Origin of the sequence: Serpentinimonas barnesii, assembly GCF_000696225.1 — a bacterium.
GTDB classification, from domain to species: Bacteria; Pseudomonadota; Gammaproteobacteria; order Burkholderiales; family Burkholderiaceae_C; genus Serpentinimonas; species Serpentinimonas barnesii.
The window spans coordinates 31,147-44,873 of sequence record NZ_BAWN01000009.1 but is presented as its reverse complement, the minus strand read 5'-3'; the positions used below and the strand labels follow the sequence as shown (position 1 = coordinate 44,873).

Sequence of the window (13,727 nt, the reverse complement as noted above, 5' to 3'; positions counted from 1 at the left end):
AAGCACCTCAAGCACGCAAGACGCGGTTTTTACCGGCCCGCTTGGCCGCGTACATGGCTTGGTCGGCGCGCTCCAGCGCCTGCGCCAGCGTTTCGTGCTCGAACAGTTGCGTCACGCCGGCGCTGAAGGTGATCAGCACGCGCTCGCTGCCGCTCAGGAACAACTGGGTTGAAAGCTCGCGCTGCACCCGGCGCACCACCTCGAGCGCTTCGTCGGGTTCGATGTCGGGCAGGATGATCAAAAACTCCTCACCGCCGTAGCGCGCCAGCGAGTCGTGCGGGCGCAGCGCGGCCTTGGCCACGGTGGCCAGATGCTGCAAAGCGGCATCGCCCGTGAGGTGGCCGAGGCGGTCGTTGAGGCGTTTGAAGTCGTCCAGGTCGAGCAAGGCCAGGCACAAGCTGCTGCCCAGGCGCTGCGCGCGCGAGGTTTCGCGCTCCAGCACATCGGTCATGCCCTTGCGGTTCAGGGCGCCGGTGAGCGCGTCGTGGCTGGCCTGTTCGCTCAGTCGTTGCAGTTCGTCGCGCAACTGCGCCACTTGCGCTTCGGCCTGGCTGGCGCGTTGGCGCAGCGCCCCCAGATCGGCACCGGTGCGCTGGCTATCCAGCGCCAGGCTGCGCGCCGACTGAATGGCCTGTTGCAACACCGGGGTCATTTCGGCCAGGCTGGTGGAGCGCTCGAGTTGGTGCGCAAAGTGCTCGAAGCGCTGCTGGTACTGCTCGCTGCTGGCGGCGGTTTCGCCCAGGCGCTGCATGAACACGGCCAAGGTCTCTTTCATCGCGTTTTGGGCCGCCAGCATTTGCTCTTGCGTCTCGAGCTGGAGCCGGGTCAGGTCTTTGAGGCGCGACTGCGCTTCCTCGAGGCGGCGGATCGACAAGGGCGGCTGGGCCACTGCGATCATGGCGCTGAGCTGCTTTTGCAGCCACGGCTGCTCCGGGTTGAGGGCGCGCACGTTGTCGAGCACGGCGTGCAGCAGCTTGAGCAGCGTTTCGCGGATGGCGGCCTGTTCCTCGGCCACGAAGGAGAGCCTAAAGGCAAAGTCGGCCATGAGCTTGCGCAGCGCAGGCGGATGCTGGTCGGGCAGGCGCAGATAGCGCATCAAGTCATCGGCCAACTCCACCACTTTGCGGTCGTCGTTGCCCACGGCGGGCAGGGCGTTGCCGACGAGGCGCGCCATTTGTTCGAGCAAGTCGGGCGGGAAGCGCTCCCGTTCCTGGGCCGGGAGCGTGACGGTAGGCGCTGTTGCAGGGGCTTCGGTGGGGGCTTGGCTCCTGATCTGCTGCGTGAGGGCTTTTTCCAGATCTTCCCAACTGTGCAGCGACACCGCCTTGCCAAACTGCGTCTTGAAACGTTGCTGCGCCGGGGTGGCGTCGGGCAGTGCCTGCGCGATCTGGCGCAGGTTTTCGAGCGGAAAGGGCTTGAGCGGCCGGGTGCCGGCCACCTCGTGGTAGTAGGTTTGAAAATTCTCGGGCGTGGGCGGCAGTTTGCGCGCCGTCAGGCGCTTGACCGCTTCGCGCGCGATGTCTTGGGGGGTAGAGGCCGTCATGGCAGGGGAGGGGTTCGCATGTTAGAGCCGCCCATCTTAGCGCCCCCGGCGCTCGGCTGCGTTAGCGCGGCGGCAGCCGGATCGCGCCGTCGAGGCGGATCACTTCGCCGTTGAGCATTTCGTTTTCGATGATGTGCTGCACCAGCCGGGCGTAGTCCAGCGGCCGGCCTAGGCGCGAGGGGAAGGGCACGCTGGCAGCGAGCGCGTCTTGCACCTCTTGTGGCATGCCAAAGAGCATCGGAGTGCCGAAAATACCGGGGGCGATCGTCATGTTGCGGATGCCGTTGCGCGCCAGGTCGCGCGCGATCGGCAGCGTCATGCCCACCACCCCGCCTTTGGAGGCGGCGTAGGCGGCTTGCCCGATCTGGCCGTCGTAGGCGGCGACCGATGCGGTAGAGATCAAGACCCCGCGCTCACCACTGGGCTCGGGCGCGTTGCGGCTCATGGCGGCGGCGGCCAGGCGGATCATGTTGAAGCTGCCCAGCAGGTTGACTTGCAGCGTTTTGGCAAACAGCGCCAATTCGTGCGGCCCGTTTTTGCCCACGGTTTTTTCGGCTGCAGCGATGCCGGCGCAGTTGACCAAGCCCGCCAAGTAGCCCAGCTCGCAGGCGCGCTGCACCACCGCCTGGCCGTCGGCCTCGCTCGATACATCGCAGGGCATGAATTCGGCCCCGATTTCGGCTGCCAGCGCCTGGCCGGCTTCGACCTTCAGGTCGGCCAGCAGCACCCGGCCGCCCAAGCTGCTCAAATGGCGCGCCGTGCCTTCACCCAAGCCCGATGCGCCGCCGGTGACGATGAATACCTTGCCTTCGATCTGCATGAGCGTCGCTCCTAGTTGACGTGTGCGTCAATTATGGGACAAAAAACCCGCCCCCAGCGCGAGCTTGGGGCGGGTGGGTCAGAAGGCGGGGTCGGTCTGGGCTGACCCTGCGCTTTGCTTAGCGGAATCCGGTCCGGTCCAGCAGGCGCTGCGCCGCTGTCAGGTGCCGTGCCACGTCGCCCAGCGGCAGTTCGTCTTGCTTAAAGGCGCCGGATGCACCGCCCAAGGCGCGCAGGGCCGGGTTGTCGATGGTCACGCCACGGGCGGCCGGGAACTCGTTGTTGGCATCGGCAAAGGTGCGCTGCGCAAACGGCGTAGCCAAGAACTCCATGAACTGCTGCGCCATTTCAGGCTGGCGGGTGTGGCGTGCCACGGCACCGCCGGCCACGTTCATGTGCGTGCCGCTGGTGGCTTGGTTGGGATGCAGCAGGCGCACGCGCTCCATCACGGCACGGTCTTCGGGGCGGGCCGAGCGCATCAGGCGCGCTGCGTAGTAGCTGTTGGTGATGCCGATGGCGCATTCGCCGGAAGCCACGGCGCGAATCTGATCCGTGTCGCCGCCCACCGGTGCACGGCCCAAGTTGGCCACCACGCCGCGCAGCCACGTTTCGGTGCGTGCTTCGCCGTGGCGCTCGATCATCGCAGCAAACAGCGTCAGGTTGTAGGGGTGCGAGCCCGAGCGCGAGCAGATCATGCCGCGCAGGGCCGGGTCGCTCAGTTGCTCATAGGTGGCGATTTGCTCGGGGCGCACACGCGCCGGGTCAAAGGCGATCACGCGCGCCCGGGCCGAAAAGCCGTACCATGTCACGCCTTGCGGGGTGGCGGCGGCGCGCAGGTTGGGCGGGATGGCGGCGTTGAGCGCGGCGGATTGGATCGGGCGGAACATGCCTTGGCTGTCGGCCAGCGCCAGCCGGGCGGCATCGACCAGCAGCACCACGTCAGCCGGAGAGGCCGCGCCTTCGGCACGCAGGCGGGCCATGATGCCGGCGTCGTCGGCCTGCACCTGGTTGATGCGTATGCCGGTGGTGCGCGTGAACTCGGCGAAGATCAGCTCATCCGACTGGTAGTGGCGGGCAGAATACAGGTTGAGCACCCGATCTTGGGCGATGGCCGTGCCGGCAAGGGCTGAGATCGTGAGCGCGCTCAAGGCTAAGGTCAGGGTTTTGCGCAGTGTCATGGTGAGTTTGCGGTGGGTGGGTTGATCGGGCGGATTGCTGTTGCGTGGGAGAGACGCGGCGCTATCTTAGCACAAACGAAAATGATTCCTGTTTGAATTACGGGCGGTTGATGGAAAATTTCACAGATGACGCGACGGGTGCGGACGCGACTCGGTTGGGTGGCCTGAGCCGGCGCGCTGCGGCTGCCGGGATGCTGCTCGCGCTGGCCGGTTGCGGGACCTTGGGCGTGGGCCCGGCGCCCGTGCCTGCGCCACCCACCCCGGCCCCGTTGCGCCCGCCGCGACTGGGCTTGGCGCTCGGAGGTGGCGCGGCACGCGGTTTTGCCCACATTGGCGTGATTCAGGTGTTGGAGCGCGAGGGCATACGGCCGGCGCTGGTGGCCGGCACCTCGGCCGGCAGCCTGGTGGCGGTGCTCTACGCCAGCGGCATGAACGGGCAACAGTTGGAACAGGCCGCACTGGAGATGGAGGAGGTGACCATCACCGACTGGTCGCTGCCGCTGTTCAACCGCGGCCTGCTGCGCGGCGAGGCGCTGGCGCGCATGGTCAACCGCATGGTGCAAAACCGGCCCTTGCAGGAGCTGGCGCTGCCGGTGGGTGTGCTGGCCACCGACCTGGGCAGCGGCGCCGGGGTGCTGTTTAGGCGTGGCGACAGCGGGCTGGCGGTGCGCGCCTCCAGCGCCGTGCCGGGGGTGTTCACGCCGGTATCAATTGCCGGGCGCGACTACGTGGATGGCGGGCTGGTGGCGCCGGTGCCGGTGGAGCAGGCGCGCGCCATGGGCGCCGAGCGGGTGCTGGCGGTGGACATTTCCAGCGCCCTCAGCGAAGGGTATGCCACCGATGCGCTGCGCGTGCTGCTGCGCACCTTCACCATCATGGGCCAGAGCATCAACCGGCTGGCGCTGGCCGGGGCCGATACCGTGGTGCGGCCCGATTTGGCGGGCATGGGCAGCGCCGACTTTGGCGTGCGGCAACAAGCCATTGCCGCCGGGCGCGCCGCCATGGAACACATGCTGCCCCAGCTCAGGCAACACCTGCGCCCCATTGCGGCGGCGTAACCCTGGTTAAACGGACGCAATCAGCGTTTTGTGCCACCCGGGGTCGGGGTGGCCTTGGCGGTCGCCAAGGCCGAATCGCTCATGTTTTGGAAATTGGATTGCGCCACCTCGGTGGCCTGCTTGACGGCACGCTGCACCGTTTCCATGGCGGTGTTGGCCGAGGCCACGGCATTTTTCATCACCACCACAGCCGTTTCAGAGCCAGCCGGCGCGTTGCGCGCCACGTTGTCCACCACGGCCATGAATTTTTGTTGGGCCTCGGCACCTTGGGCTTGCGCCAAGCGCGCCAAGCCCGAGCCGGTACCGGCCGCGATTTCAACCAACTGGCGGCTGTAGGCAGCGGTTTTTTCGGCCAAGGGCTGCATCAGCGCGGCTTGCAAGGCCATCAGCTCCTGGGCGTCCTTGACGCTGAGCAAGGCTTGCGCGTTGTTGGACGATTCGGACAGCGCCGCCCGGGTGGCTTGCAGGTTGAGCTCCAGCAAGCGCTCGACGCCCTCAAAGGCGGTCTGGGTAAGGCCAAAGAGGGTTTCGATCTGGGCTTTGTGGGCAGCAATCATTTGCTCGGCGGTCAACATGGTCAGGCTCCTTGGAAAAAATGGATCGGGTCAAAAAACAAAGGCAGCGTCCGCAGCGGCGGCTAAGCCCGACCGCAGGTCAGGGAGGGCCTTAAACTATCAAGGACGCCAGACAGGTTGCACATGCTGCGCCGCAGCACTTCTACCATTGTAGGCTTTTCGCGAGCCCTTGGGTTAAAGATTGGAGTGCCCTGCTCAGCTTTTGGCGCCCATGCTCAAAGCGCGCTGGCGGCTGTGCGCGCAGGCGCTGGGGTCGGGCGGCAGCCGAGTGGGCCAGCCCAACAGATGCTGTTCGCACAATGCGGTCAAGGCTTGCATGCCCTCGTGGCTGTCGTTGAGGCAGGGGATGTAATGAAACGCCTTGCCGCCGGCTTGAAGGAAAGCGCTGCGGGCTTCGAGGTTGATTTCCTCCAGTGTCTCGATGCAGTCGCAGGAGAAGCCGGGGCAGATCGCGTCCACCCGATCCACACCGCTGCGCGCCAGTTCGATCAGCGTGGGTTCGGTGTAGGGTTGTAGCCACTTGGCGCGGCCGAAACGCGACTGAAAGGTGACCCGGTACTGGTCGGCGCTCAGGCCCAGCGCCTCGGCCAGCAGGCGCGCGGTTTTGTGGCATTCGCAGTGGTAGGGGTCGCCTTTTTCGAGCGTGCGCGCCGGCATGCCGTGAAAGCTCAGCAGCAGCACGTTGGGGCGTCCGTGTGCCTGCCAGTGCCTGCGCACCGAGGCCGCCAACGCGGCTATGTATTCGGGCTGGTCGTGGTAGTTGCGCACCAGCCGCAGCTCAGGCAGGTTGCGCACCGTGCGCCCCCAAGCAAATACGGCGTCGGCCACGCTGGCGGTGGTGGCGGCGCTGTACTGGGGGTAGGCAGGCAGCACCAGAATGCGTGTGCAACCGGCCGCTTTGAGCGCATCGAGCCCGCTGGCCACTGAGGGCTGGCCGTAGCGCATGGCCCAGCGCACCTGCACGTGGTGCCCGCGTTCGCCCAGGTAGCCCTGCAGCAGCTTGGCCTGGCGTTCGGTCCAGACCTTGAGCGGCGAGCCCTCGGGCAGCCAGATGCTGGCGTACTTGGCGGCCGACTTGCGCGGCCGCAGCCGCAGCACCACGCCATGCAAAATCGGCCACCAGAGCAATCGGGGCAGTTCCACCACCCGCGGATCGCTCAAAAATTGCGCCAAATAAGGTCGCAGCGCCGCGGCCGTGGGGGCGGTGGGGGTGCCAAGGTTGCACAACAAAAGCCCGGTTTTTGGGCTTTGATCATGCGAATAGGGGGGTTCGGTTTGCATGGACATATGCTATTCTCATACAAATCGAACGCTTGTTCATTTTCCATAAAAATTACAACCATCGGCATGTCTGTCACCGCGCCTGCCCCCCGGCTGCACTGGATCGTCACGACCCATTGGGTGGTGCGCAGCCTCGCGTACCCGTGTGTGCTGATTTTTTTGGCCATTCACCTGTGGGAGCACGATCCGCCACTGCTGGCATGGTTGCTGTTGGCGGTGCAGTTCTTGCTCTACCCGCATCTGGTGTATCTGCGCGCCCGCCGGGCCGGCGACCCCAGGCAGGCCGAGATCCAGAATTTGTGGCTTGACAGCTTCTTGTTTGGCGCGTGGGCGGCTTGGCTGGGTTTTCCGGCTTTTATTTCACTCACCTTGTTTATCGGCAGCACAGTCAACAGCGCCATTTTTCGCGGGGTCGATGGCATCCTTTGGGCGATCGGGCTGTTTGCGGCCGGCGCTTTGCTTGGGGGCACCTTGGCAGGGTGGCCGCTCCAGCCCCAAGAAGAAAACTGGGTGATGTTGCTTTCTGCGCTGGGCTTATCAATTTACCTGATGGGCATAGGCGTGCTCGCGCACCAGCGCACACTGGCCTTGCGCCAAACCCGGGAATCTCTCAAGGTGCGCGAGTCCGAGTTGCAGGCACTCAATAGCGCGCTTTCCGAGCGCTTGCATGACATCGAGCGGCTGCAGGTGGAACTGCGCGAACAGGCCATTCGCGACCCGCTCACTGGCTTGTTCAACCGCCGCTATCTGCAGTCCACCCTGCAACGCGAATGGGCGCGTTGCCAGCGCGAGCGGGCGCCCCTGTGCGTGGCGCTGCTCGATATTGATCATTTCAAGCAAATAAACGAACGCTATGGGCATGGCGCGGGCGATCAGGTGCTGGTGCGCTTGGCGCAGTTGCTGAGCGATTCGATACGCCGCGAAGACCTGGCCTGCCGCTATGGGGGCGAGGAGTTTTTGCTGCTGCTGCCCGGCATGGGGGTCGATGAAGCCTACGAGCGCGCCCAAGGGTGGCGGCAGGCTTTTGCAGCACTCGAGATATGGGTCAACGGGTCCCGTTTGAACCTGAGCCTGTCGGTCGGGGTGGCGGTGGCCCCCATGCACGCCAGTGAACCCGAAATGCTCATCCACCAAGCCGATCTGGCGCTTTACGCGGCCAAGGCCCAGGGCCGCAACCGGGTCGTTCTGGCTGAACCTTGCCAAGCGAGCCCATGAGCCAGCCGCCACTGGCCGGGGTTGCCGCAGCCCCACACAGCCACTTTGAAGACGCGCAGGGCCTGCTGGTGGGCAGCTTGTTCGTGGCCTTGGCGGTGCTGATGTTTCAGCACGCGCAGCTGCTCACGGGGGGCACCACCGGGCTGGCTTTTTTGCTGCATTACGCGCTCACGTGGCCACTGGGCTGGCTGTTGTTTGTGGTCAATCTGCCGTTTTACGTGTTTGCCTGGTTGACGCTGGGGCCGGTGTTCACGCTCAAAACCTTTGCCGCCGTGGCCTTGCTGGCGCTGTGGGTGCAGTGGCTGCCCTTGTGGCTGGGGTTTGAGCGTTTGCACCCGGTGCTGGCCGCCGTGCTGGCCGGGCTGCTTGCGGGCACGGGCATTTTGATGCTGTTGCGCCACCATGCCAGCCTCGGGGGATTGGGCATCTTGGCGGTGTACCTGCAAAAGCGCTTGGGTTGGCGCGCCGGGGTGGTGCAGATGGGTTTTGATGCGCTGCTCTTGCTGGTCGCCTTCACCCTGCTGCCGCCCAAGCAGGTGCTGCTGTCGCTGCTGGGTGCGCTGGCCTTGAACATGGTCATTGCAGTCAACCACCGCGCCGGCCGCTACATGGGGGTTTGAAGGTCCGCTTGGGCTGCAGCGTTGGAGGGCTCGCAGATTGAGGGCTGCGCGAGCATTGCCCGATAATGTGATGCAACAGTGCCGGTTGCTGCGTGTCTTCCACTTCATTTTGGGTCTTTTAGGTTTGGCTCCGAATCCCGATCCCACCCATCCCGCCAGCGCCCTGTCGATGCTGGCCACCCACACCGACACCGCGGTGGTGGTGACCGATGTGCGCGGGCGCATCGAATGGGTGAACCACGGCTTTGAGTGCATTTCGGGCTATGGCCTGTCGGAAATCCGGGGCCAGAGTCCGGGCCGTTTGTTGCAATTTGGGCAAACCGACCCCGCTGTGCTGGCGCAACTCAAGCAGGCCTTGCGCGATGAGGCCCCATTCAAGGGCGAGCTGCTCAACCGCCGCAAAGATGGCCGCAGCTACTGGGTGGCGCTGGAAATCCAACCCCTGCGCGAGGCCTCTGGACGCTTGACCGGCTTCATTTCGCTGCAACAAGACATCACCGAGCGCAAACTGGCCGAAGCCCGCCTGCGCGAACAAAGCGAGCGGCTGCACCTGATTTTGAGCGGCACCGGCGCCGGGACCTGGACCTGTCAGGTCGATGAGGCGCTGCTGACCGTGGACGAGCAGTACGCGGCCATGCTGGGCGAAGAGCCCAGCCGCCTGCAAGGCCCGATCGAGCAGTTGTTGGCGCGCATGCACCCCGACGACCGCCAACGCGTGCAGCAGGCACAGCAACTGCAACTGACGGCGCAGCAGCCGCTGAGCGAGGTTGAGTTTCGTTTGCGCCACGCCCAAGGCCACTGGGTCTGGGTCTTGAGCCGCAGCAGCATTCAGCGCCGCCACCCCGATGGCCGGGCGGCACTGATTTCTGGCATTTTGCTCGACATCAGTAAGCGCAAAGGGATCGAGCAACAACTGATGCTCGAGCGCGAAGAACTGGTTGGGGTGATCGAAGGCACCCAAGTTGGCACCTGGCGCTGGAACGTAGAGACCGGCGAATTGCAGGTCAACCGCAACTGGCTGGCCATGATCGGCCATGAGGCGACGGAAAGCGAGCACCTGACGGTGGCTTGGTGGAGCGAACACGTGGAGCCAGCCGACCTCACGCGCACCATGCAGTTGATTGAAACCCACCTCAATGGCGAAAGCCCGTTTTTTGAGTCCGAGTTTCGTCTGCGCCACCGGCTTGGGCACTGGGTTTGGGTGCATTCGCGTGGCAAGGTCATCAGCACCAGCCCGGACGGGCGCCCGATTTGGATGGCCGGCACCCACACCGATGTGACGGCGGGCAAGCTGGTCGAGGTCGAGCTGCAACGCGCCAACGAGCGCTTTCGGCTGGCGGCGCGCAGCGCGCAGCTTGGGGTGTGGCAGATCGACGTGGCCAGCGGCGAAGTGGTCTGGAACCGGCAGATGCGCGAGCACTTTGCCATCGAGGAGGATTTGCCCTCGGGCGAGCTGCGCCGCCTTTGGCGCCAGCGCGTACACCCGGCCGACTTGTTGCACACGCACGCGCTGCTGCTCGACGTGCTGCACTGGGGCAAGCACTACGAGGCCGAATTCCGGGTCTGCTGGCCCACGGGGGAAATCCGGCACCTCAAATCGGTCGGGCTGGTGACCGAGAGCGAGGGCAATGAGCGCGGCCGCATGGTCGGCATCATGCAGGACGTGACCGACTTGCGCCGCAAAGAGGCGCAACTGCTGGCCAGCCGCGCATTCTTGGACAACGCCGGACGCATTGCAGGCGTGGGGGGCTGGATGGTGCACCGCGAGGGCATGCGGCTGGAATGGACGGCGCACACCTTTCGCATTCACGAACTGCCGGAGGGGCAGCAACCGTCGCTGGAGCAAGCGCTGGCGCACTGTCCGCAGCCGGCGCGAGCGCAGTTCGAGGCCGGTTTGCAGCAGGCCTTCGAGGCCGCACAGCCGATCGACATGGAACTCGATCTGCTCACCGCCAGTGGGCAGGCGCGCCGCGTGCACGTGGTGGGCGAGGCGCAATTGCAGGCCAATCAGGTGCAGCAAGTGATTGGAGCCATCCAGGACATCACCGAGCGCGAGGCGCAGCGCCAGGCGCAACGGGCCGCGCTCACCCACGCCAAGGAAATGGCCGAGGCCAACAGCGCCGCCAAGAGCCAGTTTCTGGCCAATATGAGCCACGAAATCCGCACCCCCATGAATGCCATTTTGGGTATGCTGGCCTTGCTCAAGAAAACCGGGCTCAACCCGCGCCAGGCCGACTACACCCTCAAGGCCGAAGGGGCCAGCCGTGCGCTGCTGGGGCTGATCAACGACATTTTGGACTTTTCCAAAATCGAAGCCGGCCGCATGGCGCTCGACCCGCGTCCTTTTGCTTTGGATGAGTTGCTGCAAAACCTGTCCACCTTGCTGTCGGTCAATTTGGGCAGCAAGCCGCTGGAGCTGTTGTTTGATGTCGATCCGCACATTCCTGACCGGTTGGTGGGCGACGACCTGCGCTTGCACCAGGTGCTGCTCAACCTGATCAGCAACGCCATCAAGTTCACGCCGCAGGGCGAGGTGCGGCTCAAAATCGGGCTGTTGCAGCAGACGGCACAGCAAGTCGCGCTCGAAGTCACGGTGCGCGACACCGGCATCGGCATTGCCACCGAACACCAAGAAAAAATATTTAGCGGCTTTACCCAGGCCGAAGGCTCGACCACGCGCCGCTTTGGCGGCACCGGGCTGGGGCTGCCCATCAGCCGCCACTTGCTGCGCCTGATGGGCAGCGACATCCAGCTCCTGAGTGTGCCCGGGCGCGGCAGCATTTTTAGCTTTACGCTGCAATTTCCGTTGCCCCCCGAACCCATCCCAGCCACCGAAGCGCCTGGGGTTAAGCCCTTGCCCCGTGCACGCGTGCTATTGCTGCACGGCTACGAACCCGCGCGCGCCTTGCTGCAGCGCATGCTGACCGAACTGGGTTGCGACTGCCAGGCTTATGGGGCCGACCCCGCATCCATGCAAGCCTTGCAGGCGTTGCTGCAACCCCCCGACCCCAATGCGCCAGACCGCGCCACCCGCTCCGCTGGCTTTGATGTGGCGGTGGTTGACGGACGGTTTTTTGAACCCACCGACCCAGGCCCGATCGAGCGCCTGCGCCAAGCCGTGCCAGCCGCCCTGTGCCCCAAACTGATCTGGCTCACTTCGCACGGGCGCGACCTGCTGGGTGCCGCGAGTGGCGCGGGCGTGCCAGCCCATGCGGGCCAGGCCGTGCAACTGGTCAAGCCCTTCACGGCCCCGATGCTGCACCGGGCGCTGGAGCAGCTGCTGCGGCAAGCCGAGCACGACCCCCAGCCCGGCACCGTGGCCATCCCGGCCCCAGACCAGCGCCTGCCGGGCCTGCGCCTGCTGGTGGTCGAAGACAACCGCATCAACCAGCAGATCGCGCTCGAACTCTTGCAAGGCGAAGGCGCCCGCGTGACGCTGGCCGACCACGGTCGTGCCGCCTTGCGTCAACTCGGTTTCGACGAGCACGACCGCGCGCCGGCCCACCCCGCGCCAGTCGATTTTGATGCGGTGCTGATGGATTTGCAGATGCCCGAAATGGATGGCCTGACTGCCAGCCGCCTGCTGCGCGCCGGACTGGGCCCGCACTGCCCGCCGCTGATCGCCATGACCGCCAACGCCATGGAGAGCGACCGCCAGGCGTGCCTGGAGGCCGGCATGGTGGATCACATCGGCAAGCCGTTTGAGCTCGACCAGTTGGTGGCTTTGCTGCGCCACTGGGTGGGTGGCGAGGCGCTGGCCGTGCAAGCGGCGCAGGTGCGACCCAAGGAGCTCGCGCCAGCAGCGCCTGCAGCCCCGACCCATGCCACCGCCCCGGTGCTAGACCTCGATGCGGCGCTGGCGCGCATGGGCCGCCAACACGATTTGTACAACCAGGTGGCGCAAAAAGTGGCCGCTGATTTGCCTCGCTACGCCCAAGCGGTGCGCGGCTGGCTGGCCTCGGCACAGCCGCCAGCGCAAGCAGAGGCGGTGCGCGAGCTCCACACCCTCAAGGGCTTGGCGGCCACCGTCGGGGCGCAAGCGCTGGCGCAGGCGGCGGCGCGCGCCGAAGCGGTTTTTGCCGAGGCGCCGCTTGGCTCGGGTCAGCGTTTGGGTGCGGCCGAACCCAGTCTGGCGGCCTTGCTCGATGCACTGGATGGCGCCGCTGCCGCGTTGCAGCAGGCCCTGACCCAGCCCGCCTTGGCGGCAGCGCCGCAGCATACACCGCTGCCGCCCCCTGTAGCCCACGCGCAGCCCGACCCCGCGCTGCACCAGGCCTTGCAGCGTTTGCGCAGTTGCCTGCTTGCGTTCGATATGCAGGCGCTCGATTTGGCCCAACAATTGGCCCCGCAACACGCTGGGGCCTTGGGTGGGCGCTTGCCGCAGTTGCTGGCGGCGGTGCAAAGTCTGGATTTTTCTGCTGCCTTGGCCGTATGCGACGCTTACTTGGATGAAAATCGCCCCTGATGGACTTTGCAGAAACCTTGCCACCCGGAACCCCCTTGGTAGGGGGGCTCGAACGCCGGCCGCGCCTGCTGGTGGTCGATGATCAACCGGTCAATGTGCAGCTGCTCTACCGCGTTTTTGCTTCGGATCACCAGGTGTTTGCGGCCACCGATGGCCTCAAGGCGCTTGAAATTGCGCGCCAGCAGCAGCCCGACCTGATCTTGCTCGACGTGGTCATGCCGGGCCTAGACGGCTTCGAGGTCTGCCAACGTTTGCAAGCCGACGAGCTCACGCGCGACATCCCAGTGATCTTCCTGACTGCCAACGCCGACCCCGATTCCGAAGCCCACGGCCTTGACGTGGGAGCGGTCGACTTCATCGGCAAACCGTTCAACACCAAAGTGGTGCGCGCGCGCGTCAAAACCCACCTCACCCTCAAGCGCCAAGGCGATTTGTTGCGCCGCTGGGTGTTCATCGACGGCCTGACCGGTATTGCCAACCGGCGCCATTTTGACGAACGGCTGGCGATCGAGTGGGCGCGCAGCCAGCGCAGCGGTGCGCCGCTGAGCGCGCTGCTGATCGACGTCGACCACTTTAAGCGTTTCAACGACACGCACGGCCACCAAAGCGGCGACGATTGCCTGCGTCGGGTGGCGGCGGCATTGGCCAGCGGCCTGCAACGCCCAACCGACCTCGTGGCCCGCTACGGGGGCGAGGAGTTTGTCTGCCTGCTGACCGATACCGACGAGTACGGCGCCCAACACCTGGCCGAGCAGTTGCGCCAGCGCGTGCACCAAGAGACCCAAACCACGGTCACCGGAGCTGCTTGGCCAGCGGTGACGGTCAGCATCGGCGTGGGCTGCGCCCGACTCGACCTGATGCAGGGCGCCGACGATTTGCTGCGCGAAGCCGACCACAACCTCTACCGCGCCAAGAAAGCCGGTCGCAACAGCGTGCGGGCCGGGGTGGTTTAGCTTTAGTCTGGTTTGGGGGC

10 protein-coding genes are annotated in these 13,727 nt (G+C 65.5%); 5 read left to right on the top strand and 5 right to left on the bottom strand.

Going from position 1 to position 13,727, the window contains the following annotated elements:
- Positions 1–7 precede the first annotated feature (7 nt).
- The 3 genes from SRAH_RS03345 to SRAH_RS03335 all read right to left on the bottom strand — a co-directional run bounded on the left by SRAH_RS03345 (position 8) and on the right by SRAH_RS03335 (position 3,534).
- Entirely contained in the window at positions 8–1,543 is a 1,536-nt protein-coding gene (locus tag SRAH_RS03345) for a GGDEF domain-containing protein (protein WP_029461937.1), read from the bottom strand.
- A gap of 61 nt (positions 1,544–1,604) precedes the next feature.
- Positions 1,605–2,363, bottom strand: coding sequence for a 3-hydroxyacyl-CoA dehydrogenase (locus tag SRAH_RS03340; RefSeq protein WP_029461936.1), 759 nt, complete (start codon positions 2,361–2,363; stop codon positions 1,605–1,607).
- A gap of 118 nt (positions 2,364–2,481) precedes the next feature.
- Complete coding sequence (locus tag SRAH_RS03335; RefSeq protein WP_045476044.1) at positions 2,482–3,534, bottom strand: Fe(3+) ABC transporter substrate-binding protein; 1,053 nt, start codon at positions 3,532–3,534, stop codon at positions 2,482–2,484.
- A gap of 116 nt (positions 3,535–3,650) precedes the next feature.
- Here SRAH_RS03335 and SRAH_RS03330 point away from each other — a divergent pair, with 116 nt between their 5' ends.
- Positions 3,651–4,598 carry a patatin-like phospholipase family protein gene (locus SRAH_RS03330; protein WP_082039925.1) on the top strand — a complete coding sequence of 316 codons (948 nt, stop codon included), beginning with the start codon at positions 3,651–3,653 and terminating at the stop codon, positions 4,596–4,598.
- Between the two features lie 20 nt (positions 4,599–4,618).
- Here the strand turns inward: SRAH_RS03330 and SRAH_RS03325 are convergent, their stop codons facing one another.
- Together SRAH_RS03325 and hemH are read right to left on the bottom strand one after the other, a co-directional pair.
- Positions 4,619–5,173 carry a phasin family protein gene (locus tag SRAH_RS03325; protein ID WP_029461933.1) on the bottom strand — a complete coding sequence of 185 codons (555 nt, stop codon included), beginning with the start codon at positions 5,171–5,173 and terminating at the stop codon, positions 4,619–4,621.
- Positions 5,174–5,368: 195 nt separating this feature from the next.
- The gene (gene hemH, locus SRAH_RS03320; RefSeq protein WP_029461932.1) at positions 5,369–6,460 is read right to left on the bottom strand and encodes a ferrochelatase; all 1,092 of its coding nucleotides are present in this window, start codon (positions 6,458–6,460) and stop codon (positions 5,369–5,371) included.
- A gap of 60 nt (positions 6,461–6,520) precedes the next feature.
- Here hemH and SRAH_RS11920 point away from each other — a divergent pair, with 60 nt between their 5' ends.
- The 4 genes from SRAH_RS11920 (at position 6,521) to SRAH_RS03300 (ending at position 13,707) form a co-directional block, all read left to right on the top strand.
- Positions 6,521–7,669, top strand: coding sequence for a sensor domain-containing diguanylate cyclase (locus SRAH_RS11920; RefSeq protein ID WP_045476023.1), 1,149 nt, complete (start codon positions 6,521–6,523; stop codon positions 7,667–7,669).
- The gene (locus tag SRAH_RS03310; RefSeq protein ID WP_171816022.1) at positions 7,666–8,289 is read left to right on the top strand and encodes a YitT family protein; all 624 of its coding nucleotides are present in this window, start codon (positions 7,666–7,668) and stop codon (positions 8,287–8,289) included. Before SRAH_RS11920 ends, SRAH_RS03310 begins: the two co-directional genes overlap by 4 nt.
- Positions 8,290–8,413: 124 nt before the next feature.
- Entirely contained in the window at positions 8,414–12,754 is a 4,341-nt protein-coding gene (locus SRAH_RS11915) for a PAS domain-containing protein (RefSeq protein ID WP_171816021.1), read from the top strand.
- Entirely contained in the window at positions 12,754–13,707 is a 954-nt protein-coding gene (locus tag SRAH_RS03300; protein ID WP_029461928.1) for a diguanylate cyclase domain-containing protein, read from the top strand. Before SRAH_RS11915 ends, SRAH_RS03300 begins: the two co-directional genes overlap by 1 nt.
- Positions 13,708–13,727 lie beyond the last annotated feature (20 nt).

Coding starts and splice junctions, on each gene's coding strand:
- hemH (WP_029461932.1), bottom strand. CDS start 6,460: ATGTCCATGCAAACCGAACCCCCCTATTCGCATGATCAAAGCCCAAAA.
- SRAH_RS03325 (WP_029461933.1), bottom strand. CDS start 5,173: ATGTTGACCGCCGAGCAAATGATTGCTGCCCACAAAGCCCAGATCGAA.
- SRAH_RS03345 (WP_029461937.1), bottom strand. CDS start 1,543: ATGACGGCCTCTACCCCCCAAGACATCGCGCGCGAAGCGGTCAAGCGC.
- SRAH_RS11920 (WP_045476023.1), top strand. CDS start 6,521: ATGTCTGTCACCGCGCCTGCCCCCCGGCTGCACTGGATCGTCACGACC.
- SRAH_RS03310 (WP_171816022.1), top strand. CDS start 7,666: ATGAGCCAGCCGCCACTGGCCGGGGTTGCCGCAGCCCCACACAGCCAC.
- SRAH_RS03340 (WP_029461936.1), bottom strand. CDS start 2,363: ATGCAGATCGAAGGCAAGGTATTCATCGTCACCGGCGGCGCATCGGGC.
- SRAH_RS03330 (WP_082039925.1), top strand. CDS start 3,651: ATGGAAAATTTCACAGATGACGCGACGGGTGCGGACGCGACTCGGTTG.
- SRAH_RS03300 (WP_029461928.1), top strand. CDS start 12,754: ATGGACTTTGCAGAAACCTTGCCACCCGGAACCCCCTTGGTAGGGGGG.